This is a genomic window from Amycolatopsis ponsaeliensis, assembly GCF_030182635.1.
In the GTDB taxonomy this organism is placed as follows: Bacteria; Actinomycetota; Actinomycetes; order Mycobacteriales; family Pseudonocardiaceae; genus Amycolatopsis; species Amycolatopsis ponsaeliensis.
Genome location: NZ_JAPZLD010000019.1, coordinates 140,186 through 166,909 on the forward strand (window position 1 = coordinate 140,186; position 26,724 = coordinate 166,909).

29 protein-coding genes are annotated in these 26,724 nt (G+C 70.2%); 16 read left to right on the forward strand and 13 right to left on the reverse strand.

Going from position 1 to position 26,724, the window contains the following annotated elements; genetic code table 11:
* The first annotated feature begins 17 nt into the window (after window positions 1–17).
* Both QQ657_RS27390 and nicT read left to right on the forward strand, forming a co-directional pair.
* Entirely contained in the window at window positions 18–947 is a 930-nt protein-coding gene (locus tag QQ657_RS27390) for an N-acetylmuramic acid 6-phosphate etherase (protein WP_284745124.1), read from the forward strand.
* 61 nt (window positions 948–1,008) lie between these two features.
* Window positions 1,009–2,097, forward strand: coding sequence for a Nickel transporter NicT (gene nicT / locus QQ657_RS27395; protein ID WP_284745125.1), 1,089 nt, complete (start codon window positions 1,009–1,011; stop codon window positions 2,095–2,097).
* Here the strand turns inward: nicT and QQ657_RS27400 are convergent.
* Both QQ657_RS27400 and QQ657_RS27405 read right to left on the reverse strand, forming a co-directional pair.
* Complete coding sequence (locus tag QQ657_RS27400) at window positions 2,094–2,816, reverse strand: Fic family protein (protein WP_284745126.1); 723 nt, start codon at window positions 2,814–2,816, stop codon at window positions 2,094–2,096. The genes nicT and QQ657_RS27400 overlap by 4 nt on opposite strands.
* Window positions 2,809–3,306 carry a phosphoribosyltransferase gene (locus QQ657_RS27405; protein ID WP_284745127.1) on the reverse strand — a complete coding sequence of 166 codons (498 nt, stop codon included), beginning with the start codon at window positions 3,304–3,306 and terminating at the stop codon, window positions 2,809–2,811. The genes QQ657_RS27400 and QQ657_RS27405 overlap by 8 nt, the downstream gene beginning before the upstream one ends.
* A 112-nt stretch (window positions 3,307–3,418) precedes the next feature.
* Between QQ657_RS27405 and QQ657_RS27410 the strand changes: the two genes are divergently transcribed.
* From QQ657_RS27410 to QQ657_RS27420, 3 genes are all read left to right on the forward strand, one after another.
* Window positions 3,419–4,021, forward strand: a complete 603-nt coding sequence (locus QQ657_RS27410; RefSeq protein WP_284745128.1) for a GNAT family N-acetyltransferase — start codon at window positions 3,419–3,421, stop codon at window positions 4,019–4,021.
* A 100-nt stretch (window positions 4,022–4,121) separates the two neighbouring features.
* Window positions 4,122–6,104 carry an acetate--CoA ligase gene (acs, locus tag QQ657_RS27415; RefSeq protein WP_284745129.1) on the forward strand — a complete coding sequence of 661 codons (1,983 nt, stop codon included), beginning with the start codon at window positions 4,122–4,124 and terminating at the stop codon, window positions 6,102–6,104.
* 143 nt (window positions 6,105–6,247) lie between these two features.
* Window positions 6,248–6,742, forward strand: coding sequence for a DUF6319 family protein (locus tag QQ657_RS27420; RefSeq protein WP_284745130.1), 495 nt, complete (start codon window positions 6,248–6,250; stop codon window positions 6,740–6,742).
* 158 nt (window positions 6,743–6,900) lie between these two features.
* On the opposite strand, the gene QQ657_RS27425 is transcribed toward QQ657_RS27420, so the two are convergent.
* Entirely contained in the window at window positions 6,901–7,242 is a 342-nt protein-coding gene (locus tag QQ657_RS27425; RefSeq protein ID WP_284745131.1) for a cupin domain-containing protein, read from the reverse strand.
* A gap of 129 nt (window positions 7,243–7,371) precedes the next feature.
* On the opposite strand from QQ657_RS27425, the gene QQ657_RS27430 reads away from it, so the two are divergent.
* Window positions 7,372–8,103: a VIT1/CCC1 transporter family protein gene (locus QQ657_RS27430; protein ID WP_284745132.1), complete on the forward strand. Its 732-nt coding sequence runs from the start codon at window positions 7,372–7,374 to the stop codon at window positions 8,101–8,103.
* Here QQ657_RS27430 and QQ657_RS27435 read toward each other — a convergent pair.
* The gene (locus tag QQ657_RS27435; RefSeq protein ID WP_284745133.1) at window positions 8,100–9,557 is read right to left on the reverse strand and encodes a peptide MFS transporter; all 1,458 of its coding nucleotides are present in this window, start codon (window positions 9,555–9,557) and stop codon (window positions 8,100–8,102) included. The genes QQ657_RS27430 and QQ657_RS27435 overlap by 4 nt on opposite strands.
* 187 nt (window positions 9,558–9,744) lie before the next feature.
* On the opposite strand from QQ657_RS27435, the gene nhaA reads away from it, so the two are divergent.
* From nhaA to QQ657_RS27450, 3 genes are read left to right on the forward strand one after another with little or no spacing between them, the layout of a single operon-like run.
* Window positions 9,745–10,923, forward strand: coding sequence for a Na+/H+ antiporter NhaA (gene nhaA, locus QQ657_RS27440; RefSeq protein ID WP_284745134.1), 1,179 nt, complete (start codon window positions 9,745–9,747; stop codon window positions 10,921–10,923).
* A gap of 59 nt (window positions 10,924–10,982) precedes the next feature.
* A complete protein-coding gene (locus QQ657_RS27445) occupies window positions 10,983–11,477 on the forward strand; it encodes a phage holin family protein (protein WP_284745135.1) in 495 nt (164 codons plus the stop codon).
* Window positions 11,478–11,481: 4 nt separating this feature from the next.
* Complete coding sequence (locus QQ657_RS27450) at window positions 11,482–12,402, forward strand: alpha/beta fold hydrolase (protein WP_284745136.1); 921 nt, start codon at window positions 11,482–11,484, stop codon at window positions 12,400–12,402.
* On the opposite strand, the gene QQ657_RS27455 is transcribed toward QQ657_RS27450, so the two are convergent.
* Entirely contained in the window at window positions 12,395–13,483 is a 1,089-nt protein-coding gene (locus tag QQ657_RS27455; protein ID WP_284745137.1) for an FAD-dependent monooxygenase, read from the reverse strand. The genes QQ657_RS27450 and QQ657_RS27455 overlap by 8 nt on opposite strands.
* A 111-nt stretch (window positions 13,484–13,594) precedes the next feature.
* Here QQ657_RS27455 and QQ657_RS27460 point away from each other — a divergent pair, with 111 nt between their 5' ends.
* A complete protein-coding gene (locus tag QQ657_RS27460) occupies window positions 13,595–14,476 on the forward strand; it encodes a GntR family transcriptional regulator (RefSeq protein ID WP_284745138.1) in 882 nt (293 codons plus the stop codon).
* Here QQ657_RS27460 and QQ657_RS27465 read toward each other — a convergent pair.
* Genes QQ657_RS27465 through nth form a run of 4 tightly spaced genes read right to left on the reverse strand, consistent with a single transcriptional unit; the run spans window position 14,473 to window position 17,636 of the window.
* Window positions 14,473–15,657 carry a MarP family serine protease gene (locus QQ657_RS27465; RefSeq protein WP_284745139.1) on the reverse strand — a complete coding sequence of 395 codons (1,185 nt, stop codon included), beginning with the start codon at window positions 15,655–15,657 and terminating at the stop codon, window positions 14,473–14,475. The genes QQ657_RS27460 and QQ657_RS27465 overlap by 4 nt on opposite strands.
* Before the next feature lie 4 nt (window positions 15,658–15,661).
* Window positions 15,662–16,360, reverse strand: a complete 699-nt coding sequence (locus QQ657_RS27470; protein WP_284745140.1) for an NUDIX hydrolase — start codon at window positions 16,358–16,360, stop codon at window positions 15,662–15,664.
* Complete coding sequence (locus QQ657_RS27475) at window positions 16,357–16,956, reverse strand: TlpA family protein disulfide reductase (RefSeq protein WP_284745141.1); 600 nt, start codon at window positions 16,954–16,956, stop codon at window positions 16,357–16,359. The genes QQ657_RS27470 and QQ657_RS27475 overlap by 4 nt, the downstream gene beginning before the upstream one ends.
* The gene (gene nth, locus QQ657_RS27480) at window positions 16,953–17,636 is read right to left on the reverse strand and encodes an endonuclease III (RefSeq protein ID WP_284745191.1); all 684 of its coding nucleotides are present in this window, start codon (window positions 17,634–17,636) and stop codon (window positions 16,953–16,955) included. Before nth ends, QQ657_RS27475 begins: the two co-directional genes overlap by 4 nt.
* Window positions 17,637–17,862: 226 nt before the next feature.
* Here nth and QQ657_RS27485 point away from each other — a divergent pair, with 226 nt between their 5' ends.
* The 4 genes from QQ657_RS27485 (at window position 17,863) to QQ657_RS27500 (ending at window position 21,773) form a co-directional block, all read left to right on the forward strand.
* Window positions 17,863–18,114: a hypothetical protein gene (locus tag QQ657_RS27485; protein WP_013230551.1), complete on the forward strand. Its 252-nt coding sequence runs from the start codon at window positions 17,863–17,865 to the stop codon at window positions 18,112–18,114.
* A 149-nt stretch (window positions 18,115–18,263) separates the two neighbouring features.
* Entirely contained in the window at window positions 18,264–18,938 is a 675-nt protein-coding gene (locus QQ657_RS27490) for a Crp/Fnr family transcriptional regulator (protein WP_003081747.1), read from the forward strand.
* Window positions 18,939–19,353: 415 nt separating this feature from the next.
* Window positions 19,354–20,604, forward strand: coding sequence for an MFS transporter (locus tag QQ657_RS27495; protein WP_434056781.1), 1,251 nt, complete (start codon window positions 19,354–19,356; stop codon window positions 20,602–20,604).
* Between the two features lie 107 nt (window positions 20,605–20,711).
* A complete protein-coding gene (locus tag QQ657_RS27500) occupies window positions 20,712–21,773 on the forward strand; it encodes a DNA polymerase III subunit beta (protein ID WP_284745142.1) in 1,062 nt (353 codons plus the stop codon).
* Here QQ657_RS27500 and QQ657_RS27505 read toward each other — a convergent pair.
* On the reverse strand, window positions 21,770–22,732 hold the full coding sequence (locus tag QQ657_RS27505; protein ID WP_284745143.1) for an Lrp/AsnC family transcriptional regulator: 963 nt from the start codon (window positions 22,730–22,732) through the stop codon (window positions 21,770–21,772). The genes QQ657_RS27500 and QQ657_RS27505 overlap by 4 nt on opposite strands.
* Window positions 22,733–22,815: 83 nt before the next feature.
* On the opposite strand from QQ657_RS27505, the gene QQ657_RS27510 reads away from it, so the two are divergent.
* The gene (locus QQ657_RS27510; protein WP_284745144.1) at window positions 22,816–23,637 is read left to right on the forward strand and encodes a VOC family protein; all 822 of its coding nucleotides are present in this window, start codon (window positions 22,816–22,818) and stop codon (window positions 23,635–23,637) included.
* A complete protein-coding gene (locus tag QQ657_RS27515; RefSeq protein WP_284745145.1) occupies window positions 23,634–24,815 on the forward strand; it encodes a carboxylesterase family protein in 1,182 nt (393 codons plus the stop codon). Before QQ657_RS27510 ends, QQ657_RS27515 begins: the two co-directional genes overlap by 4 nt.
* Here QQ657_RS27515 and QQ657_RS27520 read toward each other — a convergent pair.
* From QQ657_RS27520 to QQ657_RS27530, 3 genes are read right to left on the reverse strand one after another with little or no spacing between them, the layout of a single operon-like run.
* Window positions 24,796–25,047 (reverse strand): glutaredoxin family protein, encoded by a 252-nt coding sequence (locus QQ657_RS27520; protein ID WP_284745146.1) that lies wholly within the window; start codon window positions 25,045–25,047, stop codon window positions 24,796–24,798. The genes QQ657_RS27515 and QQ657_RS27520 overlap by 20 nt on opposite strands.
* Complete coding sequence (locus QQ657_RS27525) at window positions 25,044–25,814, reverse strand: MBL fold metallo-hydrolase (RefSeq protein ID WP_284745147.1); 771 nt, start codon at window positions 25,812–25,814, stop codon at window positions 25,044–25,046. The genes QQ657_RS27520 and QQ657_RS27525 overlap by 4 nt, the downstream gene beginning before the upstream one ends.
* Window positions 25,811–26,629 (reverse strand): NUDIX hydrolase, encoded by an 819-nt coding sequence (locus QQ657_RS27530; protein ID WP_284745148.1) that lies wholly within the window; start codon window positions 26,627–26,629, stop codon window positions 25,811–25,813. The genes QQ657_RS27525 and QQ657_RS27530 overlap by 4 nt, the downstream gene beginning before the upstream one ends.
* Window positions 26,630–26,724: the final 95 nt, after the last annotated feature.

Genomic DNA, 26,724 nt, shown 5'->3' on the forward strand with positions numbered 1-26,724 from the left:
CGGAAAAAGTGAGGCGCATGATGACCGTCCCCACGCAGGCGGTGCACGTCGATTCGCCGACCGAGACCCGCAATCCCCGCACCACGGACATCGACCTGATGTCCACCGCGGGGATCCTGGGCGCGATCAACGCCGAGGACCGCACGGTCGCCGGCGCCGTGGCCGAGGTGCTGCCGCAGGTGGCCCGCGCGGTGGACTACGCGGTCGACGCCCTGCGGGCGGGCGGCCGGGTGCACTACGTCGGCGCGGGGACGTCCGGGCGGCTGGCCACGCTGGACGCGGCCGAGCTCGTGCCGACGTTCAACGTGCCGGCGGACTGGTTCATCGCGCACCACGCCGGCGGCGAGCGCGCATTGCGCCAGGCCGTCGAAAACGCGGAGGACGACGACGGGGCCGGCGCGGCCGAGATGGCCGCCATGGTCCAGCCGGGCGACTTCGTGCTGGGGCTGACGGCGTCGGGCAGGACGCCGTACGTCTTGGGCGCGCTGCTGGCCGCGTCGCGCCAGGGCGCCCACACCGGGCTGGTGTCGGGCAACGCGAAGGCCGCCAAGCCGGCGGGCGTCGACGTGCTCATCGCCGTCGACACCGGCCCGGAGGCGATCGCCGGGTCGACCCGGATGAAGGCGGGCACGGCGCAGAAGATGATCCTCACGTCGTTCTCCACGGCGACGATGATCAAGCTGGGCCGCACCTACTCGAACCTGATGGTCAGCATGCGGGCGACGAACGCGAAGCTGCGCGGCCGGACCATCCGGATCCTGCAGGAAGCCACCGGCATGACGATGGCGGACTGCTCGGACGCGCTGACCGAGGCCGGGGGCGACCTCAAGGTGGCGCTGGTGCACTTGCTCTCCGGGGAGGACGTCAAGAGCGCGGCGAAGGCGCTGCACGTCTCCGGTGGGCACGTCCGGAAGGCGTTGGATCTGGTGCGAGTGCGCGCTAGCTGAGATTCATTGCCGTTCATCTGTTCACCTGTCTAACCTCTCAGATGAGGGAAGGCGGGTGGCGATGGCCGGCACAGAGGACTCGCGGCGCGGGCTTTCGCGCCGCGAGTGGGTGTCGATCGGCGGGATGGCCGGGTTCATCCTGCTCCTCAACGTCGTGGGCTGGGTGGTGCTGGCGGTCTTCGTCGCACCCCAGCACTACGCGCTGGGCGCGTCCGGTGTCTTCGGGATCGGCCTCGGCGTCACGGCGTTCACCCTCGGCATGCGGCACGCGTTCGACGCCGACCACATCGCCGCGATCGACAACACCACCCGCAAGCTGATGGCCGACGGCCAGCGGCCGCTGTCGGTCGGGTTCTGGTTCTCCCTCGGGCACTCGACGATCGTCTTCGCGCTGTGCCTGCTGCTTTCCCTCGGTGTCCGCGCGCTGGCCGGGCAGGTCGAGGACGGCTCGTCGGCGTTGCACGACGCGACCGGCATCATCGGGACGTCGGTGTCCGGCGTGTTCCTGTACGTGATCGCGATCCTGAACCTCGTCGTGCTGATCGGCATCCTGCGGGTGTTCCGGCGGATGCGCCACGGCGAGTTCGACGAGGCCGCGCTGGAGCACCAGCTGAACAACCGCGGCGTGATGAACCGCCTGCTGCGCGGCGCGACGAAGTCCGTGCGCAAGCCGTGGCACATCTACCCCGTCGGCGTGCTGTTCGGCCTCGGCTTCGACACGGCGACCGAGATCGGGCTGCTGGTGCTCGCCGCCGGCGCCGCCACGTTCGCCCTGCCCTGGTACGCGATCCTCGTGCTGCCGATCCTGTTCGCCGCCGGGATGAGCCTGTTCGACACGGTGGACGGCTGCTTCATGAACTTCGCCTACGGCTGGGCGTTCGCGAAGCCGGTGCGCAAGATCTTCTACAACATCACGGTGACGACGTTGTCGGTCGCCGTCGCGTTCGTCATCGGCACGATCGAGCTGGTGTCGATCCTCGCCGAGAAGCTGGACATCACGTCGGGGCCGCTGGCCGCGATCGCGTCGGTGGACCTGGACTACGTCGGCTTCGGGATCGTCGGGCTGTTCGTGCTGACGTGGGTCATCGCGCTGGCGGTGTGGCGGTTCGGGCGGATCGAAGAGAAGTGGTCGGCAAAACTGTCCCGTTAAGACGCCGCGTCGGAGATGCTCTTCGCTTCGCGCGCGCCCGCTTCGAATGCTTCGCAGCAGAAGAGCAGCCACGCGCGTACGCCTTCGGGCGTCCCGCTCGCGAACCCTTCCGCGGTCTCCAAGTACTTGGGCACGCGACGGAAGTACGCGACTTCGGGGATGCTCAAGGCCTTCGGATCCAGGCCCGTCGCGACCATCGTCAGGCGGGCGGCAGCGCGGGCCACGACGCCGTCCGCGCTGCCGAAAGGCTTGAGTGCCAGCAGTTCCCCGTGCACGACGGCCGTCAAGACCGGGCCCGGCACGGACGTCGCGCCCGTCACCAGCTGAGCGAGCATCTCCAGCCGGCCACCGCCGGAATGCGGGCGCCCCAACGCATCCGGGTCGTCGACGAGGTCCGCCGCGGCCAGGACGTGCAGGCGGGCCAGTGCCTGCATCGGTGCCCGGCGCCACGTCGGGAGCAGCGTCTCCAACGTCTCCGCGACGCGCAGCGAGCCGGCGAGGATCGGGTCGGCGACCGCGCCGTCGGCGGGCAGTTCCGGGTTCGCGCCTTCGATGCCGGCCGACGCGCGAGCCGCGCGGACCGACGCTTCGGCCGCCGTCGCCGCGCCGCCGCGGAGGTTGGCGGGGAGGCGGTGGACCGCGAACACCGCGTCCTGTGCGGACTTCGCGGCCGCCGCGACGCCTTCGAGGTCGAGGAGCGGCTTGAGCGGATCAGGCATCGAGCACCTGGCCTTCGCGGGAGACCACGGGCGGCAGCACCGACCACGGGAAGTTGATCCAGCGGTCGGTGTGCCGCCAGACGTACTCGCACTTGACCGTGGAGTGCGGCTTTTCGTAGACGACGGCCGAGCGCACCTCGGCGACGTGCTCGACGCAGAAGTCGCGCACCAGCTTGAGCGTGGCGCCGGTGTCGGCGACGTCGTCGGCGATCAGCACCTTCTTGCTCGTCAGGTCGACGACGTTGGGCACCGGCGGCAGCACCACCGGGAGGTCGAGGCGCTGGTCGACGCCGGTGTAGAACTCGACGTTCATCACGTGCAGGTTCTTCACGTCGAGCGCGTAGCCGAGCGCGCCGGCGACGAACAGCCCGCCGCGCGCGATGGACAGGATGAGGTCCGGCGCGAAGCCGTCGTCGGCGATGGTGTGAGCCAGTTCACGGCTCGCCGTGCCGAACAGCTCCCAGCTCAGCTCTTCCCGCTCTTCGGCCATCGATCTCGCCCTTCGTCGTGGTCAGCCGAGCATAGGCAACGCCGAAGTGGTCTTCAGAAATGCTCCGAAATTGGCTATCACGAACGGCCAATGACGGCTTTACGGTGGTCCTGTGAGTGACTGGAGCACCCCGCCAACCCTGTCCGGCGAGCACGTCCGTCTGGAACCGCTGACGGCCGAGCACGCCAAGGGCCTGTTCGAGGCCGGCGCCGACCCGGGCATCTGGGCGTGGCTGAGCATCCGGCAGCCGGGCGATCTTCCCGCGGCCGAGCGGATGGTCGAAGACGCGCTCGCCGACCCCGACCGGCGGCCCTTCGCGCAGATCGACGTCGCGTCCGGCCGCGTCGCCGGGACGACGTCGTACTACCAGGTCGTCGAGAAGCACCGGATCCTCTCGATCGGGCACACCTGGATCGGCGCGGACTGGCAACGCACCGGGCTGAACACCGAATCGAAGCTGCTCCTGCTCACCCACGCGTTCGAAACCCTTGACGCGCAACGGGTCTGCTGGGAGACCGACATCCGCAACCTGCGCTCGCAACGCGCCATCGAACGGCTTGGCGCGCTTCGCGAGGGCGTGCTGCGCGCGCACCGGATCCGGCCGGACGGCTCGTCACGCGACACCGTCACCTATTCGATGCTCGCGCCGGAGTGGCCGGCGGCCAAGGCCCGGCTGAACGAACGCTTAGTCACCGGGTCTCGCCTGGCTCGGTGAAACGGCGGGGCAACGTGGGTGCAACCTTTTACAAGGCGGACTAACGTCGCTAGCGTGCCGCTAGCCGTCATGTCGGCGCACTACAGGAGGCCTTGCAACCATGACCGAGCAGTCCCCAGCCCTGGACAACCTGCTCACCGAGAGCCGCACGTTCCCGCCCAGTGACGAATTCGCTGGCCAGGCCAATGCGAAGGCCGATCTCTACGCCGAGGCGGACGCCGATCGCGAAGCGTTCTGGGCGAAGCAGGCGGAGCGGCTGACGTGGGACACGAAGTGGACCACGGTACTGGACTGGACCAATGCGCCCTTCGCGAAGTGGTTCGTCGGCGGCAAGCTGAACGTCGCGTACAACTGCGTCGACCGCCACGTCGAGTCCGGGCACGGCGACCAGGTCGCGATCCACTGGGTCGGCGAGCCGGGTGACACGCGGGACATCACCTACGCCGAGCTGAAGACCGAGGTTTCCAAGGCCGCCAACGCACTCACGTCGCTGGGCGTCACCGCCGGCGACGTCGTGGCGATCCAGCTGCAGATGGTTCCCGAGGCCATCTTCGCGATGCTCGCGTGCGCGCGGATCGGCGTGCTGCACAACGTGGTCTTCGGCGGCTTCTCGCCGACCGCGCTGCGGGCCCGCGTCGACGACGCCGCCGCGAAGATCGTGATCACCTCCGACGGCCAGTTCCGCCGCGGCAAGGCCGCGCCGATGAAGGCCAATGTCGACGAAGCGCTCGAAGGCGCCGAGACCGTCGAGAAGGTCATCGTCGTGAAGCGCACCGGCGACAAGCTCGAGGGCGACGTCCCGTGGACCGACGGCCGCGACCTCTGGTGGCACGAACTCGTCGGCGAACAGTCCGAAGAGCACACTCCCGAGGCGTTCGACAGCGAGCACCCGCTGTTCATCCTCTACACGTCCGGGACGACCGGGAAGCCGAAGGGCATCCTGCACACTTCCGGCGGCTACCTGACGCAGACGGCGTACACGCACCACAACGTCTTCGACCACAAGGCCGGCGAAGACGTCTACTGGTGCACCGCCGACATCGGCTGGATCACCGGCCACAGCTACATCGTCTACGGCCCGCTCGCCAACCGCGTCACGCAGGTCGTCTACGAAGGCACGCCGAACACCCCGCACGAGGGCCGGCACTGGGAGATCGTCCAGAAGTACAAGGTCTCCATCTACTACACGGCGCCGACGCTGATCCGCACCTTCATGAAGTGGGGCGCGGAAATCCCGGAGAAGCACGACCTGTCGTCGCTGCGGGTGCTGGGCTCGGTCGGCGAGCCGATCAACCCCGAGGCGTGGATCTGGTACCGCGAGAACATCGGCGCGGGCAAGGCGCCGATCGTCGACACGTGGTGGCAGACCGAGACCGGCGCGATCATGATCTCGCCGCTGCCGGGCGTCACCTCGACCAAGCCGGGGTCCGCGCAGAAGGCGCTGCCGGGCATCTCCGCGAAGGTCGTCGACGACACCGGCACCGAGGTCGCCCACGGCGGCGGCGGGTACCTGGTGCTCGACAAGCCGTGGCCGTCGATGCTGCGCGGTGTCTGGGGCGACGAGGAGCGCTTCCGGGACACCTACTGGTCGCGGTTCAAGGACCAGGGCTTCTACTTCGCCGGCGACGGCGCGAAGTACGACAACGACGGCGACATCTGGCTGCTCGGCCGCGTCGACGACGTGATGAACGTGTCCGGCCACCGCATCTCGACGACCGAGGTCGAGTCGGCGCTGGTTTCGCACCCGACGGTGGCCGAGGCCGCGGTCGTCGGCGCGACCGACCCGACGACCGGCCAGGGCATCGTCGCGTTCGTCATCCTCCGCGGCAACGCCGTCGACGGCGGCGAGGAGGCCATCCAGGCGCTGCGCAACCACGTCGCGAAGGAGATCGGGCCGATCGCGAAGCCGCGGCAGATCATGGTCGTGCCGGAGCTGCCGAAGACGCGCTCGGGCAAGATCATGCGCCGCCTGCTCCGCGACGTCGCGGAGAACCGGCAGGTCGGCGACGTCACCACGCTGGCCGACTCGTCGGTGATGGACCTGATCTCGTCGGGCCTGAAGTCGGGCAAGTCCGAGGAGTGAGCTAGCGTTCCTCTTGTCAGAGCCCTTCCGGCTTCGCGCCGGGAGGGTTCTTTCATGAACCCCCCGAGCGGCACACTTCGAACGCATGTTCTACACTGTGCCGCGAACCACACCCCCTTCCCGGGCAAGGAGACGACACGACGATGACCGTGGATGTCCTGACGCACGACGAGGAAACGGCCGAAGCTCCGGCGACCACCGAGGCGCCGGCCACCGACGTTCCCGCCGCCGAGGCGACGACCGTCACCGAGTCCGCGTCCCCGGCCGCTTCGGAGGACTCGGCTCCGGCCGAGCCCGCCGCCGAAGAGGCCCCCAAGCCGAAGCGTGGCCGCCCGAAGGGTGCGGCGACCGCGTCGACGGCGAAGAAGACCCGCACGGTCGAGCTGATCCTGACCGTCACCGGCACCGCCGATGGCGAGTGGCAGGCCGAGCTGAAGAACGGCTCCAAGTGGGTCGCGAAGGGCCTGGAGATCCCCGCCGCCGCGGTGTCGCGCGCGGCGAAGGAGCTGCACTCCGACCTGTCCGGCCCGATCGACGAGGTGATCAACCAGGCCCGCGAAGCGCAGGCCGCGAAGGTCGCCGCGCTCGAAGCCGAGCTCGAGAAGGCCAAGCAGGCCCTCGCCGAGCTGGACGCCTGAGCTTCATCCCAGGAGACGCCCGGTTCCGCCTCGAGCGGGGCCGGGCGTTTCCGCTTTCCGGGGGTCGGCTCGCGTACCCGGACAGTCGGCTCGCGTACTTGGAGGGTCGGCTCGCGTGATCAGAGGGTCGACATGCGTGATTGAAGGGTCGACACGGTTCAGGCGATCGGCGGGCGTCCGGGCAGGGGTGACTTGAACTCGACCCACATCGAGTCCGTCAGGGCCTCCACGTGGTGGCCCACCCCGCGCGGGTGCAGCACCGAGTCCCCCGGCTCCAGCACCGCCTCGGCGCCGTCCACCGCGCCCCGCAGCTTGCCCGACAGGACGTAGACGATCGAGTCGTGGTCGTGCGCGTGGGTCGGGGACGCCACGCCGGCCGGGTAGTGGATCAGGTACGCCAGGCCGCTCTCGGCCGTCTCCAGCAGCCGGAAACGGCCCTCGCCGCCCCGGAGCGGCAGGCCCTCCACCGTCTTCAGCGGCTGCCACACTTGCTCGTCCATGCCGCCCATGATGACCCAGAACCGCTGAGTCCACACAGGACTCGCTTAGGTTAGGCACGCGTTAATTAGGCGAACCTGACCCAAATCGGAGGTCTCGCCACGATTCTCCGTTCGTGTTTCACTGGTCTCGTGACCGAAACGATTGACGGTGACGCCGTGGAGCACGCCGCGCACGAACCGCACCAGGACGTGGGCGGAAAACTGAACTGGCTGCGGGCCGGGGTTCTCGGGGCGAACGACGGGATCGTGTCCGTCGCCGGCATCGTCGTCGGCGTCGCCGGCGCGACCACCGAAAACACCACGATCCTCACCGCCGGAATCGCCGGGCTCGTCGCCGGCGCGTTTTCCATGGCCGGCGGGGAATACGTCTCCGTGAGCACCCAGCGCGACACCGAACAGGCCTTGCTCCGGCTGGAAAAGCAGGAGCTCAAGACGATGCCGGAGGCCGAGGAGCGCGAGCTGGCGGGGATTTACGAGGAAAAGGGCCTTTCGCCTGAACTGGCCGCCCAGGTCGCTCGCGAACTGACCGAAAAGGACGCCCTGCACGCGCACGCGGAGGCCGAGCTCGGCATCGACCCGGACAACCTGACGAGCCCGTGGCAGGCGGCCTGGGCGTCGCTGCTCGCGTTCTCGGTCGGCGCGCTGCTGCCGATCCTGTCCATCGCCTGGGCCGGCGTCTCCCTGCGGGTGTGGGCGTGCGCGGCCGCGGTCGTCGTCGGCCTCACGCTGACCGGGTGGGTCAGCGCGAGGCTCGGCGACGCGAACGTGGGGCGCGCGATCCTGCGCAACGTCGGGGTCGGCGCCCTCACGATGGTGGTGACCTACTTCGTCGGGGTGATCTTCGGCGTCACCGTGGGCTAGTGAACGCCCTTCATCAGCTTGCGGATGAAGGGGATGCCCAGAAACAGCAGGATGCCGACGCCGATCGCGACCCCGCCGACCGTGCTGAAGTACGGCGCTTCGTCGTCGACCGAGTAGTACTCGGCGAGCTTGCCGGACATCGCGGTGCCGAACGAGATCGACAGGAAGTTCAGCGCGACCATCTGAGTCCGGAACGCCTCCGGCGCGAGCTTCGTCGACAGCGACAGCCCGACCGGGGAGAGGCACAGCTCGGCGATCGTGAAGACGAACAGGATGCCGACCATCGCGAGCATCGGGCTCGCGTTCTTGCCGCTGCCCACCATCGGCAGGAACAGCAGGAACGCCGCGCCCATCAGCACCGTGCCGAGGACGAACTTCATCGGCGTCGACGGCTGGCGCTCGCCGAGCTTCGTCCACAGCGCCGCCAGCACCGGGGCGAACACGATGATGAACACCGGGTTGATCGAGTTGACCCAGGACACCGGCAGCTCCCAGCCGAACAGGCTCCGGTTCAGCCGCTGGTCGGTGTAGGCCGCGACGACTGTGAACTGCTGCTGGTAGAGCGAGAAGAACACCGCGCTGGCGATGAACATCGGGATGAACGAGAACACCCGGCTGCGTTCGTCGCCGGTGATCTTGCTGCTGGTCAGGATGACCAGGAAGTAGATCACCGAGATCACGCCGACCACCCACACGACGACGTCGGCGAGGTTGCCGGGGTTGACGACGCCGGTCAGCACCAGCACCACGATCGCGGCGACCAGCAGAAGAGCGGCGCCGACCGCGAGCGCGCGCTGCGACGACGGCAGCGGGTTCGGCACCTCCTTGGCCTTGTCGCCGAGGTTCTTGCGGCCGAACGTGTACTGGATCAGGCCGAGCGCCATGCCGATCGCGGCGAGGCCGAAGCCGAGGTGGAAGCCGACCTCCGTCTGCGCGAGCCCGGTCAGCAGCGGCCCGACGAAACCGCCGAGGTTGACGCCCATGTAGAAGATCGTGAAGCCGGCGTCGCGCCGCTCGTCGCCTTCGGCGTAGAGCGTGCCGACGATCGCCGTCGCGTTGGACTTCAGCCCGCCACTGCCGACCGCGACGCAGACCAGGCCGACGCCGATGCCGCCCAGGCCCGGCAGCAGCGCCAGGCTGATGTGGCCGATCATGATCAGCACGGCGCTGTAGAACAGCGTGCGTTCGGAGCCGAGCAGCCGGTCGGCGACCCAGGCGCCGATGACGGCGGAGAGGTAGACCAGGCCGCCGTACGCGCCGACGATGCCGAGCGCGGACTCCTGCGCCAGGCCAAGGCCGCCTTGTTCGACCTTGTAGTAGAGGTAGATCGGCAGGATGCCGAGCATCCCGTAGTAGGAGAAGCGCTCCCACATCTCCACGCCGAAGAGGTTCGCCAGCCCTCGTGGGTGCCCGAAGAACCTCGTGTCCTGCTGGACCTCGGTAGAGGTGCTCACAACTCTGTCTTCCTTTGTCTCGGACTTCGTTGTCGATTGGCATGCTATGAGCACACCGTGTGACCCACCACCGGTACGACGTGTGGCGACCGCCATAACGGTCCGTGACAAAGAGACGTTAAAATTTCGCCAAGGTGCGCCGGGAAGTCTGGTCGGCAACAGTGATCAGCGACCCCCTGGAGCCGCCGTGTCCCGCCCGTTGACCGAGTTCGCGCGCTACCTGCGCACCGAAACCACCGGCGGGATCATCCTGCTGGCGGCCACCGCCGTCGCCCTGATCTGGGCGAATTCGCCGCTGCGGGACAGCTACCACGCATTGCGCGACTTCCGGCTCGGCCCGGAGTTCCTCCACCTGAACCTCACGATCGGTGACTGGGCGAAGGACGGCCTGCTCGCGCTCTTCTTCTTCGTCGCCGGGCTCGAGCTCAAGCGCGAGCTAGTCATCGGCGAGCTGTCCCGCTTCAAGCAGGCCGTGCTGCCGATCGTGGCCGCGATCGGCGGCATGGTCGTGCCCGCGCTCGTCGCGCTGAGCGTCGGCTGGGGAACGCCGGGCATCGAGCGGGCCTGGGCGATCCCGGTCGCCACGGACATCGCGTTCGCGCTCGGCGTGCTGGCCCTGACCGCTTCGAACCTGCCCTCGAGCGCACGGGTGTTCTTGTTGTCCCTGGCCGTCGTGGACGACCTCGGCGCGATCATCGTCATCGCCGTGCTGTTCACGACCGGCTTCGACCTGGTCGCGGTGGCCGTGGCGGTGGCCGCGCTCGCGCTGTACGCCTTCCTCCAGCACCGCCGCGTCCGGACGTCGTGGCTGTACGTGCCGCTCGCACTGGTCACCTGGGTCGCGGTGCACTCGGCGGGCATCCACGCGACGATCGCCGGCGTCGCGCTGGGCCTGCTCACCCGCGTCCGCGCCGACGAAGGCGAGGCCGAGGCGCCCGCGCTACGGCTGGAGCACCGGCTCCAGCCGTGGTCGGCCGCCGTCGCCGTGCCGGTGTTCGCCCTGTTCGCGGCGGGGATCTCGGTCAACGGCGACGCACTGGGCGCGGTGTTCACGACGGCGTTGCCGCTCGCGATCCTCGCCGGGCTGCTCGGCGGCAAGGTCGTCGGGATCTTCGGGGCGAGCTGGCTGGCCGTCAAGCTCAAGGCCGCCGAAAAGCCCCGCGGCGTCGGCTGGCGTGACCTCGGCGCGTTGTCGGTGCTCGGGGGTGTCGGGTTCACGGTCAGCCTGCTGATCGCGGAGCTGGCGTTGCCCGGCGACGCGAGCGAGCTGGCCAAGACGGCGGTGCTGATCGCGTCCGCGCTGGCTTCCCTGCTGGCGGCGGCGATGCTGCTGAAGCGAAGCCGGGTACACGCCGAGAGAGATTGATCCACGACACTCGGCTACGCCGCCGCGCCCGGTTTCGGGACACATGGCACGATGACCCGGTGAGCAGCCCCAAGCACGAACGCACCGGCCCCGACGGCGTGGGGGCCGTGCCTTACCTCCCGCTGTCCTCCGACTCCGACGTCCCCGGCGACCAGTCGCTCGGCAGGCTCGTCGGCGACGCGACCCAGCACATCTCGACCCTGGTCCGGGCCGAGATGGAGCTCGCGAAGTCCGAGCTGGTCGGCGAGGTGAAGAAGGGTCTCAAGGGGGCCGTCTACTTCCTGATCGCGCTGACGGTCTTCCTGTACAGCACGTTCTTCCTGTTCTTCTTCGCGGCGGAGGGGCTGGCCCAGTGGCTGCGCTACCGCTGGATCGCCTTCGGCATCGTCTTCTTCCTGATGCTGTTGGTCGCGGGCGCGGCCGGGTTCCTCGGCTACCGCAAGGTGAAGAAGTTCAAGGCACCGGAGCGGACGATCGCCAGCGTCAAGGAGACCGCCGCCGCGCTGAAGCCGCAGAAGGCGCCCGACGCCGACCTGACCACCACGCGCGACTGAGGCGGTGCCCGCGTCCCCCGACCCGTCGAGCGTCCGGCTCGACGGCCCGTGGGCTCATCGCGACGTGTCCGCGAACGGCATCCGGCTGCACGTCGCCGAGCTCGGCGAGGGTCCCGTCGTGGTGCTGCTGCACGGGTTCGCCGAGTTCTGGTGGACCTGGCACCACCAGCTGCGGGCCCTGGCCGACGCGGGATTCCGCGCGGTCGCCGTCGACCTGCGCGGCTACGGCGACTCGGACAAGCCGCCGCGCGGCTACGACGCGTGGACGCTCGCCGGGGACGTCGGCGGCCTGATCAAGTCGCTCGGCGCGCGCCGGGCGCACCTCGTCGGCCACGCGTGGGGCGGCATGCTCGCGTGGACGGTCGCGGCCCTGCACCCCCGGCTCGTGTCGTCGGTGACGGCGATCGGCGCCGCCCACCCGCTCGCGCTGCGGTCCGGGGCCGCGCGCCCGTGGCGTGGCCAAGGACGGGCGGCCGGGCACCTCTTCCGCTTCCAGGTGCCGATGGCGCCGGAGAAGTGGCTCCTGAAGGACGACGCCCAGGCCGTCGCGGATCTCTTCGGCGGCTGGGCCGGAAGCCGGTGGCGGTCCACTTCGGACTTCGCCGACAGCGTCGAGGAGTTCCGGCACGCCATGCTCGTGCCCGGCGTCGCGCACAGCGCGCTCGAGTACTACCGGTGGGCGTTCCGCGCGCAGTTCCGCGGCGAAGGCCGCCGGTTCACCGAGGCCGTCGGCGGCCGGATCACCGCGCCGACGCTGCAGCTGCACGGCGCCGACGACCCCTGCATCCTCCCCGAGACGGCGACGTCGTCCGTGCGCTGGGCGGGCCCGCACACCGAGCCGGAGCTCTGGCCGGGCGTCGGGCACTTCCCGCACCTCGAGGCGCCGGACCGCACGTCGGCGGCCCTGGTGGACTTCCTCAAGTGAGGTCGATGGCGTTCTTCGCCCGCTCGACCGACTCCTCCGCCGGACCGCCCGTCGGGTTCTCCGTGGCCAGCGCCTGGTTGAGCTCGACGAAGGGCCGCATCCGGCTCTCGTAAGCGGCGAACGCGGCTTCGTGCTCCGCGCGGCCCAGCTCCTGGGCGAGGACGTACGCGCCGACCAGCGCGAGGCTCGTCCCCTGGCCGGAGAGCGCCGAAGCGCAGTAAGCGGCGTCGCCGAGCAGCACGACCCGGCCGGCCGACCAGCGGTCCAGGTGGATCTGCGCCATCGCGTCGAAGTAGAAGACGTCCGCGGCGGCCATCGCCTCCAGCAGCTTCGGCACCTCCCAGCCGATCCCGCCCAGCCGTTCGGCGATGAGCCGCTTCTGCCCCTCGACGTCCTGGCGGGGCAGCGGGTCCGAGCCGAAACCGAGAGTCACGCGCAGCTCGGTGTTGTCCCGGACCGGGTAGATCGCCCCGCCGGTCTCCTCGTGCCGGAACCAGACCTGCCAGTCCTCGATGCCCAGGAAGTTCGGCGCCGGGAAGATCGCCAGGTACTGGCCGAGGTGGCGGACGAACTCGTCCTCCGGCCCGAAGGCCAGCCGCCGCACCGCCGAGTGCAGGCCGTCCGCGCCGACGACCAGGTCGAACGTCCGGAAGCCGCCGTGCTCGAACTCGACGCGCACGCCGTGCGCCTCCTCGGTCAACGCCGTGACCGAGTCGCCGAAGACGTACTCGACGTCGGTCGCCTCGTGCAGGATCGCGACGACGTCGTCGCGCAGGATCTCGAAGTCGTCGCTGTCGAGCCGGCCGCTGCTGTAGGTGAACTCCTCGGACCGGAACAGCTCCTGCCCGGCACCGTCGACCATCGACATCCCGCGCATCCGGGTGCGCAGCGCGCGCATCCGCTCGCCCAGGCCCATCCGGTCGACGACGTCGAGCGCGGCTCCCCGCACGTCGATCGCCTGGCCGCCGGTCCGCGGACCGGGCGCGCGCTCCACCACCGTCACGGCGAAGCCCTGGCGCGCCAGGAACCAGGCGAGGGTCCCGCCGGCGACGCCGGCCCCCGAGATCAGGACGTTTCGCATTTCGTGCCTCCAGAGTCGTACACTTCTTGCCATCACTCTGGAGTTCCAGCAGTTCACAAGCAAAATCTGTGCTAGCACAGATGGGTATCTGTACTAGCACAGGAGGCAGCCGTGAAGTACCTGGCCATCGCCGAAGAGCTGCGGGGCCGGATCACGCGCGGCGAACTCTCACCGGGCGCGCGGGTTCCCTCGACCCGGCGGCTCGCGACCGACCACGGCGTCGCGATGGCGACCGCGGCGAAGGCACTGACCCTGCTGAACCAGGAAGGGCTGGTGCACGCCGAGCCGCGCTCCGGCACGGTCGTCAGCGGCCGGGAACGCCGTGGTACCCAGCGGGGGCTGACCCGCGAGCGGATCGTGCGGACGGCCATCGCCATCGCCGACACCGAGGGGCTCGGTGCGCTGTCCATGCGCGGGGTCACGGCCCGCCTCGGCGTCGCTGCGATGGCGCCGTACCGGTACGTGCGGGGCAAGGACGAACTGGTGCTGCTCATGGCCGACGCCGCGTTCGGCGAACGCGGCTACCCGGCGAAGCCGGCCGGCGACTGGCGTGACCGGCTGACGCTCGGCGGCCGCACGCTCTGGTCCCTCTTCCGGCGCCACCCGTGGCTGGCGCAGCTCGGGCCGATCACCCGGCCACTGCCGCTGCGCAACCTCGCCACGCACGGCGAGTGGGCGCTCTCCGCGCTGTCCGAACTGGACGTCGACGCGGCGACGCTGTGCGACCTGCACGTCCTGTTCTTCAGCCACGTCCAGGGGATGGCGGTCCACCTGGAGCGCGAGCAGAGCGCGCTGGCGTCGTCCGGGCTGACCGAAGAGGACTGGATGGACCACCAGGGGCCGGCAGTGATGGCGATGGCGGCCGGGCACCCGACGTTCGCCAAGATGCTCGCCGAGCTGTCCGAGACCGGCTACGACCTCGTCCTCGACGACATCTTCGAATCGGGCATGCGAGCGCTGCTGGACGGCCTCGCGCTGCGCTACGGGCGTTAGGCGGCGCAGGAGCCGGTGGACACGTTCGTCGACTGCGACGGCGCCGCGTCGACCTCGGCCCGCACCTGCTCGGCCGTGAGCGTGAAGCCGGTCTCCGGGTCCTCGACCGCCGCCCCGAACACGACGCCGATGACCTGGCCGTCCGGGGTCACCATCGGGCCGCCGGAGTTGCCGCTGCGGATCTCCGCGCGGACCGTGAAGACGTCCCGCTGCACGGTGTTGGCGTCGTAGATGTCCGGGCCGCGCAGGTTGATCCGGCCGCGCACGCGGGCCGGCGTCGCCCGGTACGGGCCGTCGAGCGGGTAGCCGAGCACGATCGCGCTGTCGCCCGCGGTGGCGGTTTCCGCCGCGAACCGCAGGGCCGGGGCCCGCAGCCGCGGCACGGCGAGCACCGCGATGTCGACCTCCGGGTTGAAGTAGACGACGCGCGCCGGGTAGTCGCCCTCGGTCGTCTCGATGCCGACGGTGTCGGTGCCGGCCACGACGTGCGCGTTCGTCATCACCCGCTGCGGCGAGATCACGAACCCGCTGCCCTCCAGCGACCGCGAGCAGGAGCTGGCGCTGCCGCGGATCTTGACGACGCTGCCGTGCAGCTGCTGGACGGTCCCGCTGCTCTGCAGCGCCGGGTCCGGCGGCGAGGTGTCGGCCGTCGGGGCCTTCTCGAACGGGGGCACGATCGACGGGAAGCCGGACGCGTCGAGCAGCTTGCGCAGCTGGTTCGGGAAGCCCTGCGCGGCCTCCGGCATGGCGTCGTTGACCTTGCCGAGCACCAGCGAGTTGTTGATCCCCTTGGCCAGCCAGGGCACGGCGGACACGGTCGTCAGCGGCGTCGCGATCAGCCACGCCACGACGAAGACGACCATGGCCTGCACGATCGCACCGAGCGCCTTGTCGACGCCGGACAGCTTGTCCGGGTTGATCTTCTGGCGGAGCTTGCGGCCGACGTACACGCCGAGCGCCTCACCGAAGGCGACCAGGAACACCACGGTCGCGACGGCGAAGGCGACCTTCCACACCGGGTCGTCGAAGAACGAGACGACGACCGGCGCGAGCTTGATCCCGGCGAGCGCGCCGAGCACCACGCCGACCAGCGACGGCAGCGCGACGATCACGCCCTGGTATGCGCCGGACACCGCCGCCAGCACGGCCAGCAGCAAGACCAGCACATCGACCCAGTTCACGTCGTCACTCCCCGCCTGTCAGGCGTGCCCGGAAGGCCGCCAGCGCCTCGTCGAGATCCCGGACATCATCCGAGTCCCATTCGCGCTCCCAGCCTCCCAGGCCGAGCAGGACGGACAGCAACCCGGCGGTGAACCCCCAGACGAACAGGCCGCCGACCTCGAAAGCCGGGCCCTTCCACGGCATGCCGGCCTTCTGGATCGTGAACCGGTTGGCCGGGTCGACCAGGTCGGCGATCGCGACGCGCGCGACGGACGCCGTCTCGGCCGGGTCGACCGCGTGCACCGGGGACGGCTCCGCCCAGTGCGCCAGCACGGGCGTCACGGCGAAGCCGGACACCGGGACGAACAGCTCCGGCAGCACCGCGACCGGCCGGACGCCGGACGGGACCACGCCGGTTTCTTCTTCGGCCTCGCGCAGGGCGGTGCCGACCGGGCCGCCGTCGCCGTCCTCGGCGCCGCCGCCGGGGAACGCGACCTGCCCGGCGTGCGAGCCCAGCGTGTCGGCCCGGCGTTGCAGCAGGACGTCGGGCTCGCCGTCGGCCTCGCGCTCGCCGAAGAGGATGAGCACCGCCGCGGCGCGCGTGTAGGCGGCCTCGGGCGGGCTGAACCGGGTGAACGTCTTCGAGTCGACCTCGGCACTCACCTTGACCAGCGGCCGGAGCCACTCGGGCACCGACTCCGGCTCGACCAGTGGTCCGATCACGATGCTCCCTCGACTGCCGCGCGCACCTGGTCAGTGTTCCCGAAGGTGCGTGGATTCGCGATGAACCGCACCTCGCCCGCGGCGGTGACCAGGTAGGACGCCGGCAGCGACGACGGCACCTTCAGCGCCGTGCGGACGGGCCCGCTCGGCCCGTCGCCGTCGAACACCGACGGTAGGTGCACGCCCAGCTTGGCGAGGAGGTTCAAGCCGTCCTCCGCCGGGCTCTGGACCTGGACGCCGAGCACGCGCGCGGCACCCGGCTGCTTCGCGTACTCCTGGAGCACCGGCAGCTCGGTCCGGCACGGCTGGCACCACGACGCCCACACGTTGACCAGCACCGGAGCACCGGCGAGGGCCTTGCCGACGTCGACGCTCGCGCCGTCGCCGAGGCAGTCCGCCTTGACGCCTTCGAGCTGCTTCACCGGCTGCGCGGGGCCGGCCGCGGGGCACGGCTGGAGCGCCGCCGCGGACCGGGCCGGGGCCAGATCTCCGGAAGGCTTCGCGGCGCTGTCGTCACCCCCGCGGGGCAGGAGCGCGACGATGAGCGCCACCGCCAGCACGGCGGCGGCCAGCGCCCATTTGGTGACGGTCGTCACCGGGGCGCCGCCAGCGCCAGGATGTGGTCCTTTTCGACGCCTTTGACCAGCTTCGCGGCCTCTTCGAACCCGGTCGGGCCGGTGCCGAAGGACGGGCAGTCCTTGGCCAGCGGGCAGGCACCGCAGGCGGGCTTCTTGGCGTGGCAGACGCGCCGGCCGTGGAAGATCACCCGGTGCGAGAGCATCGTCCACTCCTTGCGGGGGATCAGCTCGCCGACCGCGTGCTCGACCTTGACCGGGTCCTCTTCGGCCGTCCAGCCCCAGCGCCGGACCAGCCGGCCGAAGTGGGTATCGACGGTGATGCCCGGGACGTCGAACGCGTTCCCGAGCACGACGTTGGCGGTCTTGCGGCCGACGCCGGGCAGCGTGACGAGGTCGTCGAGCTTGCCGGGGACCTCGCCGTCGAAGCGCTCGACCAGCGCCGCACCGAGCCCCATCACGGAGTTCGCCTTGGCCCGGTAGAAGCCGGTGCTGCGGAGGTACTCCTCCAGCTCGGCGCGGTCGGCACCCGCGTAGTCGGCGGCGGTCCGGTAGCGCTTGAACAGCGCGGGCGTGACGAGGTTCACCCGGACGTCGGTGGTTTGCGCGGACAGCACGACCGCGACGAGCAGTTCCAGCGGAGTGGTGAAGTCGAGCTCGCAGTGGGCGTCCGGATACACGTCGTCGAGGCAACGCTTCATCCGCCTGGCGCGTCTCACCAGAGCTAACCGGCTTTCACCAGCGCCCTCACGGGGGGCGTTCGTGGTGGCAGGTGGCACCCCGATAGCCTACGGGCGCCGTCGGACGAGCCGGTCAGTGCACCGGTGGACGACCGACACGCCAGAGCACCACCTCGGCGCAGTTTCCGGCCGCCATGAGCGAGGATCTGGAGTAGATGCTTCCCACTGAAACTTTTGGGGTCCGGTCATGACCGTCTGGTTCGTCATCCTGGTCCCGCTGGTGATCATGTTCTTCGCGCTCTTCATGGAGCGCGTGGAAAGCAGGCTCAAGCACGTCGCGGTGCAGGAAAACGAGGTCGAAGAGTTCCTCGAGCAGGCGCAGCCCAACGAGGTCAGGGCGCTCTACGGGCACGGCATCGGCCGCGCGCTGGAGCTGTTCCGGCTGCGTAGGCTGGGCGGACGGGCGGCCAGGCTACGCGCGCGACGCGTGCGGAGTTAGGCTCCACGTTCGAACGAGATCATCTGGCGGGCGCGCGCGTCCGACAGGCGATCTCGGGAGTACGCCCTAGACTGACGCGCAAGTGATCGGCGTCACGCACTTCCAGCCACGGGGGTGCGTGAACGTTTCTCGACGAGGAGGCACCCGAGGTGGATGAAACCCTGGCCCGTGCGGGCATTTTCCAGGGTGTGGAGCCGGCAGCGGCGGAGGCGCTGGCCCAGACCTTGGAATCCGTGGAGTTCCCCCGCGGCCATGTCATCTTCAACGAGGGTGAACCCGGCGACAAGCTGTACATCATCCAGTCCGGCAAGGTGAAGATCGGCCGCAAGTCCCCGGACGGCCGCGAGAACCTGCTGGGCATCTTCGGCCCGTCCGACATGTTCGGCGAGCTGTCCATCTTCGACCCCGGCCCCCGGACGTCGAGCGCGACCACCGTCACCGAGGTCCGCGCGGTCACCATGGACCGCCCGGCCCTGCGGCAGTGGATCTCGACCCGCCCGGAGATCGCCGAGCAGCTGCTGCGCGTGGTCGCGCGCCGCCTGCGCCGGACGAACAACATGGTCGCGGAACTGATCTTCACCGACGTCCCCGGCCGCGTGGCGCGGGCGCTGCTGCAGCTCGCCCAGCGGTTCGGCAGCCAGGAAGCCGGCCTGCTGCGGGTCACGCACGACCTGACGCAGGAAGAGATCGCCCAGTACGTCGGCGCCTCGCGCGAGACCGTCAACAAGGCGCTCGCCGACTTCGCCCACCGCGGCTGGCTGCGGCTCGAGGGCAAGAGCGTGCTGATCTTGGACCCGGAGCGGCTGGCTCGCCGCGCCCGCTGAGTCTTGATCGAAAGAAGGCCCCCTCACCTGGGTGAGGGGGCCTTCTTTCGTTGATCTTCATGCCCAAAACAAAGAGCCGGGCGCCACCCCCGACGTGGCGCACCGGCTCTTCGTTTGTCGCGCGGACCATCCCCCGACGATCCGCGCTCCCCGCCCTCCGGGCCAGGCCCCGACCCATATGCCGGAGGGAGCTGGGTTCTGTGCTGTTGTTCAACCATCACGGCCCATACCCACGAATTCAAGGCCATTCACTCTCAAGGACGCCATGCACGCTGTTTTGTTGCACGAGTCCACGGAGAATATCGTGAGTGTTACCTGATCGAGACCTCATGCGATTCACTTCCAGTCTGCCGGTGACGCACCTGACCGTCAAATAACTGGTACTGACGTACCACTCTGCGGCATACTGGCACGCGTGTCCCACTCTGAAGGTCGTACGTCTCTGGCCGACTACCGCAGCGCGCTGACGACCCGCGCGGCCCGGCGGCCTGCCTTCGCGTCCGTGCTCGCCCGTCTGCCCATCGCCATGATCGGCATCTCGGCGCTGCTCTACGTCCAGCGCGAGACGGGTTCCTTCGCCGCGGCCGGGCTCGTCTCGGCCGGTTCACTCGTCGGAGTGTCGGTGGGCGCGGTGATCCAGGGCCGGCTGATCGACCGCTTCGGCCCGACACGGCCGCTGCTCGTCGTCGCGGGGCTCCTGGCGCTGTCGATGACCGCGCTGGTGACGGCGATCGAGTCCCACGCGCCCACGGCCGTGCTGGTCGCGTTCGGTTTCCTGACCGGCCTGTCGGAACCGATGGTCGGCTCGGCGTCCCGAGCGCTGTGGGCCCGCCTGCTCCCGCCGGGTGGCGCGCGCAACGCGGCGTTCTCGTACGAGGCGATCAGCATGGAGGTGTTCTTCATCCTGGGGCCGGGCGTGGCCGGGCTGCTGGTGCTGGCCCCGTGGGCGGGCTCCGGGCTGGTGCTGGGCGTGGCGCTGCAGTTCACCGGCGCGGTGATGTTCGCGCTGAGCCCGGCGGTGCGGGCTTGGCGAGCTTCCCCGGGATCCGGCGGTTCGCTGCTGGGAGCGCTGGCGAGCCCGGGCATGCGGACGCTGGCACTGGCCGCGCTGGGCTTCGGCGTGGTGATCGGGTTCGTCGAGGTGGCGGTCCCGGCGTCGGCGACCGAGGCGGGCTCCCCGTCGTTCGGCGGGTTGCTGCTTTCGGCGTGGTCCTTGAGTTCGGTGGCGTTCGGCGTGGCGTACAGCCTGCGCCCGTGGCCCCGCCGCATGGGGCTGCGATTGCCGGCCCTGCTGGGCGCGTTCGGGGCGCTGGTGGCGCTGCTCGCGTGGCCGTCGTCGCTGTGGGGCCTGGCGCTGATGATGTTGCTGGCGGGGGCGTTGATCACCCCGCAGTCGACGGCGCACTCGTCTGCGATCGAGCTCGTGGCGCCGGCCGGGACCGCGGCGGAGGCGTTCGGCTGGGTGCTCACGGCGGTGACGCTCGGGTTGGCGGCGGGTCAGTCGATCAGCGGGTACGTGGTGGAGCACGCCGGCCCTTCGGCAGCGTTCTTGGCGGCGAGTGTGGCCGGGTTGGTGCTCGCGGTGGTGGTTTGGCTGCTGCGGGGGACGGTTCGGGAGCCTCGGCAGGCTTCGGCGGTTTCGGAGTTGGTCGGCGCCGGCCGGTAGGTCTGCCGCAGCTGGTCGTGAGTGAGAAACAGTGTTCTAACCCTGTTTCTCACTCACGACCTCCCTCTGCGCCGGTTTTGTCGGTGGTCGCCGCTAGCTTGCGAGGCATGGACGTCACCGCGCCTGCCCACCGCCTCTCGGCGGCCGTCTCCGCTGCTTCGCGGCTGCTGCCCGCCCGCGCCGGGCTGCGGGTGCGGGCGGATGCGGCCGGGCTGACCGTCGCCGGGAGCGATCCGGATCTCGCCGTCCGGTTCGACTGCCCGGCGACCACCCACACCGACGGTGCGGTCGCCGTCCCCGCAGCACCTCTCGCGGAGACGCTGAAGATGCTCGACACCGACCTGGTGCGCCTGGTCGTCGAAGGCAGCCGCCTGGCCCTGCGGCTCGACAACGCACGATTCGCCCTCCCCCTCCTGTCCACCGAGGCCGGCCCGCCGCCCGAAGAGCCACCCCGTGTGTCCGAAGTGGACGGTGCGGCGTTCGCGTCGGCGCTGCGGATCGTCGCGGGAACGGCGTCCAAGGACGACCCGCTGCCCCTGTTCACCGGCGTCCGCGTCCAGGCAGCCGACCACCTGACGCTGGCGGCGTCCGACCGCTATCGGATGGCGGTGGCCCGGCTGCCGTTGCGCACGCTGGGCTCGCTGGATGTCCTGGTCCCGGCAACGCTGCTGACCGAGGCCGCTCGCCAGGCGAAGGGTGTGGTGGGCCTACACGCGGGCCCTGGCCGCTTCGGTTTGAGCTGGCCGGGCGGCCTGGTCGGCACGGCGGTCCTCGACGCGGGCTTCCTGTCGGAGGACTCGATCCCGTCGGCCGCGGTCGACACCACGGTGGCCCTTGATGCGGACGCGCTGGCAGCCGCGGTCCGCCGTGTCGGGGTGTACGCCGAGGACAGGCGAGTCCTGACGCTGGAGGTCGGAGACGCGCAGGTCCGCTTGGCGAGCGCCCGCCAAGACACGGGCGAGGCGGAGGAGACGCTGAAGGCCGACGTCAGCGGCGGCCGGACATCCCCGTCGTTCCAGGCGAGGTACCTGCTGGACGCGTTGCAGGCGTTCACCGGCGAGCGCGTGGTGCTGTCGATCCAGCCGGGGATGCGGGCGTGCATCCTGCGGGCCGCGGAGCCCGGGGAGGTGGAGCTGACGTACTACCTGATGCCGATGCTGACCCGCTAAGGCACCACGGTGCCGAAGCGTTTCAGCGTGCGGATCATCGGGGCCGTCTCCACCTGCTGGACTCCCGTCAACCCGCCCAGGTCGTCCGCCAAATACGAATACAGCGCCGCGTCGTCGCGGCAGCCTACGTTCACCACCAGGTTCGCCGGGCCCGTTGTTGCCGCCGCGAACGCCACCTGGGGGTGGGTTGCCAGCGCGAGGCCCGTCGACTCCAATGCCGATGGCGCCACCGTCAGCCAGAGCGTTGCCGTCAGGGGGTAGCCCAACAGGGCCGCGTCCACCTCCACGTCGAAGTACAGCGCTCCCGACGCGCACAGCACCGACAGGCGACGGCGGACCGTCGACTCCGACCGACCCGATGCCGCCGACAATGTCGACATGTCGGCTCGGCCGTCGTGGGCCAAGGCGGTGAAGAGACCCCAGTCGCCGGGCTCCGGGTGGTAAGGGGCCCCAGAAGGAGAACGGCGCAGCGCAGCGACCTGCGCATCCGACAAAGCGCTGGAACGACCCGACCACCCGGCCGGCCCGCCCGCGAACCGGCGCAACAGCCGGTACGCCGTCATCGACACCACCCGCGGGGTCCGGGGCAGCTGCCCCAGCAACAACCCGTCCGTCTCCTCGCGCAGCGGTGCCCGGATGAAGCACGCGATCTCCGTGCCGCCCGACATCAGGCTCACCCACTGGGTGTCCGGCCGCCGGGCCAGGCCCGCCGCGATCGCCGCCGCCGCGTCCGGGACGCAGCGCAGCCGGACCAGCCAATGGACCTGCCCCAAGGGCGCCGCCTCCGGAACGCCCACCACCCGCAGCACCCCGGACGACCGCAGCTTCCGGTACCTGCGCGCCACCGTCTGGTCCGACACGCCCAGCACCGACGCGATCGTGCTGAACGACGCCCGCCCGTCCAGCTGCAGCGCGTGCGCCAGGCGGCGGTCGAGGTCGTCGAGCAGGCCGGATTCCACCAGGGAAGCCTAGGCAATGTCGGATTCCGGGCACAATCCGCGCGCGGGCGGAGGAAAACGAGGACGAGATCCACCCTGAAGGCATGAACATCGACCACACCGTCTTCCTGACCAGGAGCTACGACGAAACCTGGCAGCGCTACGAACAGCTCGGTTTCACGCTCAGCCCGCCTTCGCGGCACTTCGCAGCCGCCAGCGACCACACCGAACCCGTCCCGAGCTGCACCGCCAACCGCTGCGCCTACTTCGGCGACTCCTTCCTCGAGTTCATCGGCATCGTCGACGAAGCCGCCGGCGACCCCTGGCGGGTGCTGCCGATCCTGGACGCCCGCGGCGACGGCCTCCACGGCTGTTCCTTCGGCGTCGACGACTCCGAAGAAGCGTCGAAAAGGCTCGGCGAAGCCGGTCTCTCGACGTCGGGCGTGCTGAAGCTGCAACGTGACGTCGAGCTGCCCGAAGGCACCCGCACCGCGCGCTTCCGCAGCGTCCACATCCGACGGGACCGGACGCCCGAGGGCATCCTCCACACCGCCGAGCACCTCACCCCGGAGTACGTCCACCAGCCGCGCTACCTCGACCACCCCAACGGTGCCCGCGGCGTCGCCGGGATCGTCCTGGTCGTCCCCGACGACGAAATCGAGGCCTACCAGCAGCGGTACGACGTGATCACCAAGGGCCGGCAGCTCGTCGACATCGTCGGCGTCAGCGACCTCGACGAAGTCCTGCCGGGCGAGGCCCTGAAAGCGCTGCCGTACTTCGCGGCCCACGGCGTCGTGGTTGCCGATCTGGCGAAAGCGCGAAAGCTGGTCGAGGAGCATGTCCCGACGACGACCCACCGGACCGGCTTCTTCGTCCGCGCCGAAGACGCCGGAGGCGCCGCACTGTCCTTCGAGGAGGCACGATGATCGTCGAAACCACCACCGGCCGGGTCCGCGGCACCGAAGGCACCTTCTACGGAATCCCTTACGCCACAGCGAAACGACTGGAAAGCCCGGTAAAGCCGAAGCCGTGGACCGGCGTCCGGGACGCGCTGGAACCCGGCCCCGCGGCTCCGCAACCGCCGTCACGGCTGGAGCACGCCCTCGGGCCGATGCCCCTGCCGCAGAGCGAGGACTGCCTGTCGCTCAACGTCTTCACGCCGTCGATCACCGGGAGCCGCCCGGTGCTGGTGTGGATCCACGGCGGCGGGTTCTCCAGCGGTTCCGGCGGCCAGGTCTGGTACACCGGCACGCGCCTGGCCAACGAAGCCGACGCCGTCGTCGTGACGCTCAACTACCGCCTCGGCGCCCTCGGCTTCCTGAGCGCACCGGGGGTCCCGCCCAACCTCGGGATCGCCGACCAGCTCGCCGCCCTCGAATGGGTCCGCGACAACATCGCCGCATTCGGCGGGAATCCCGCCGACGTCACCCTCGGCGGGCAGTCGGCCGGCGCGCAGTCGACACTCGCCCTGTGGTCGGCGCCGCGCGCCCGGGACCTCGTCAAGCGGATCGCCCTGCAGAGCGCACCCCTCGGCATGCGACCATCCACATGGGACGAAGCGAACCAGAACGCGCTTCTGCTGCAACAAGAACTCGGCGAAGACATCCGCACGGCACCGACGAAGCAACTCCTCGAAGCCCAGCTCAGGGTGGCGGCCAAGACCGCGAAGCCCGGCTCCGTCGAACCGCCGTTCCAGCTGGTCGCCGACGACGACCTCGTCGCGAAGGACCTCGTCGAAGCGGCACCCGAAGGGCCGGCGCTCATCAGCTGGACGAAAGACGAGCTACGCGCCTTCGCCCCCGACGCACCCCAAGAAACAATCGACGCCGCGAGCGGCTTCTTCGTCAGCGACAAGCTGGCCGAGAAGCTCGACGCCTCCGTCTACCGCTTCGATTGGGAAGTAACGGGAAACCCGTTCAGGGCGTGCCACTGCATCGACCTCCCGTTCCTCTTCGGCACCCACGACGTCTGGGACGCGCCGATGCTGGAAGGCGCGCCGAAGGGCCTCGAAACCGAATCCGGTCTTCGCGAAGTCTGGGCCGCCTTCCTGCACGGAAAGCGGCCCAGTCCGACGTGGGAAGCGATCAGGCCGATGCGGCCTTGACCGCGGCTTCGACCTCGGCGAAGGAGGGGTTGACCATCGCGGTCGACCCGACGATCACGGTCGGGACCGTCTCGTTCCCGTTCGCGACCTCGCGCACGCGCGCGGCCGCGGACGGGTCCTCCCAGATGTTGATTTCGCGGACGTTGAAGCCGCTCTTCGACAGCGGGCGGTGCAGTGCGGCGCAGAACCCGCACCCCGGCCGCCAGTAGAACTCGACCTCGACGTTGCTCATCCCTGTTCCTCCGACCGCAAGTAGTCCAGTTGCGCCTGCACGCTCAGCTCGGCCGGCGCCCACAGCGCCCGGTCGACATCGGCGTACACGACCTCGACGACCTGGCGCGGGGTGGCGTCCGCACCGAGCGTCTTCAGAGCCGAACGCACCTGGTCGAGCCGCTGTTCCCGATGGGCAAGGTACTCACGGGCGGTCGCGGGCAGATCGGGGAGCTCTGGACCGTGCCCCGGCAGCCCGAGCGTGCCCGCCGGGAGCTCGATCAGCTTCCGCAGCGAACGCAGGTAGTCACCGAGGTCGTGCAGCACCGTGGTGCCGCGCCCGAGGATGGTGTCGCCGGTCAGCACCTGGCCGTCGAGCACCAGCGACACCGAGTCGTCGGTGTGCCCCGGCGTGTGCAGCACGCGGATCGAGAGCCCACCGGCCGAGATGACCTCACCGTCCACAAAGGACGACGCGTTCACGCACAGCGAGGGGTCAAAGGCCCGCACCGGCGCGCCGGCGCGCTCGGCGAACCACGGCGCGCCCTCGGCGTGGTCGGGGTGGAAGTGCGTCAGCAGGATCAGCTCGACCTCGCCGACTCCGGCCAGCAACTCGAGGTGCTCGAGATCGCGGTAGCCCGGGTCGACGACGACCGCCGGGGCCGACGGCGTCGCCCGCAGCACCCAGCTGTTGGTGCCTTCGAGCGTCATCGACGACGGGTTGTTCTCCAGCAGCACCGAAGCCGTCTCGGACACCCGCCGCAGCACGCCGTACGCGGGGGCGCTCATCGCTTCTCCAGTACGACGCGGACGTGGTCGTTCTCACGGATCAGCGTCGGGGCGATCCGGACGATCTCGCGCTCCGCGTTCAGGACGTCGTCGGCGGTGGCGAACTCGGCCAGCTCGCTCAACGTCAGCCAGGTCGGCGGCATCAGCATCCGGCGGCCTTCCCGCGCGTCGGCGATGGCGTCCTCGGGACGTTGCCAGCCGGAGCTCGACGCCTCCGACGTCGCGCCGTCCGCCTCCTGGCCTTCGGGCAGCTTCGCGACGTAGAACCGGGTGTCGTAGCGGCGCGGCTCCTGCTCGGGCGTGATCCAGTGCGCCCACGGCCGCAGCAGGTCGGCCCGCAGCGTCAGCCCGGCGTCGGCGAGGAACCCGGCGAGCGAGACTTCGCGCGTCTCCAGGGCCTGGCGGGCGGCGGCGTACGCAGTGACGTCGGTGAGCACCGCGTCCGCGCTGCCCGCGAGCAGCACACCGGACTCTTCGAACGTCTCGCGCACCGCCGCGCAGGTCAGCGCCCGGGCGAGGGCATCGTCACAGCCGAACCGCGCTGCCCACCACGACGGCTCCGGGCCGGCCCACGCCACCGACGCGTCGGCGTCGCGCCGGTCGACCCCGCCGCCCGGGAAGACGGTCATCCCGCCCGCGAACGGCATGCCCTTGACCCGGTGCTGCAGGAAGATCTCGACGCCGTCGGCACCGTCCCGGACCAGGATCACGGTGGCCGCGTCCTTGGGGACGGCGGGCGGCCCGTCGGCGTTGGCGCGGGTGGCTATCCCGGCGCCGACGGGGATGTCGAAGACGAACTCCTTGGGCTGCTCCACCCGGGCAACATACCTCCGGACCCCGACGTTCCGTCGCGCAGTTGTGGCATGCCGGACACGGCAAAGGCGGAGCTTTCACGTGAAAGCTCCGCCTT

Coding starts and splice junctions, on each gene's coding strand:
- QQ657_RS27390 (WP_284745124.1), top strand. CDS start 18: ATGATGACCGTCCCCACGCAGGCGGTGCACGTCGATTCGCCGACCGAG.
- nicT (WP_284745125.1), top strand. CDS start 1,009: ATGGCCGGCACAGAGGACTCGCGGCGCGGGCTTTCGCGCCGCGAGTGG.
- QQ657_RS27400 (WP_284745126.1), bottom strand. CDS start 2,816: ATGCCTGATCCGCTCAAGCCGCTCCTCGACCTCGAAGGCGTCGCGGCG.
- QQ657_RS27405 (WP_284745127.1), bottom strand. CDS start 3,306: ATGGCCGAAGAGCGGGAAGAGCTGAGCTGGGAGCTGTTCGGCACGGCG.
- acs (WP_284745129.1), top strand. CDS start 4,122: ATGACCGAGCAGTCCCCAGCCCTGGACAACCTGCTCACCGAGAGCCGC.
- QQ657_RS27420 (WP_284745130.1), top strand. CDS start 6,248: ATGACCGTGGATGTCCTGACGCACGACGAGGAAACGGCCGAAGCTCCG.
- QQ657_RS27425 (WP_284745131.1), bottom strand. CDS start 7,242: ATGGACGAGCAAGTGTGGCAGCCGCTGAAGACGGTGGAGGGCCTGCCG.
- QQ657_RS27455 (WP_284745137.1), bottom strand. CDS start 13,483: ATGCGAAACGTCCTGATCTCGGGGGCCGGCGTCGCCGGCGGGACCCTC.
- nth (WP_284745191.1), bottom strand. CDS start 17,636: ATGAAGCGTTGCCTCGACGACGTGTATCCGGACGCCCACTGCGAGCTC.
- QQ657_RS27485 (WP_013230551.1), top strand. CDS start 17,863: ATGACCGTCTGGTTCGTCATCCTGGTCCCGCTGGTGATCATGTTCTTC.
- QQ657_RS27500 (WP_284745142.1), top strand. CDS start 20,712: ATGGACGTCACCGCGCCTGCCCACCGCCTCTCGGCGGCCGTCTCCGCT.
- QQ657_RS27510 (WP_284745144.1), top strand. CDS start 22,816: ATGAACATCGACCACACCGTCTTCCTGACCAGGAGCTACGACGAAACC.
- QQ657_RS27515 (WP_284745145.1), top strand. CDS start 23,634: ATGATCGTCGAAACCACCACCGGCCGGGTCCGCGGCACCGAAGGCACC.
- QQ657_RS27520 (WP_284745146.1), bottom strand. CDS start 25,047: ATGAGCAACGTCGAGGTCGAGTTCTACTGGCGGCCGGGGTGCGGGTTC.
- QQ657_RS27525 (WP_284745147.1), bottom strand. CDS start 25,814: ATGAGCGCCCCCGCGTACGGCGTGCTGCGGCGGGTGTCCGAGACGGCT.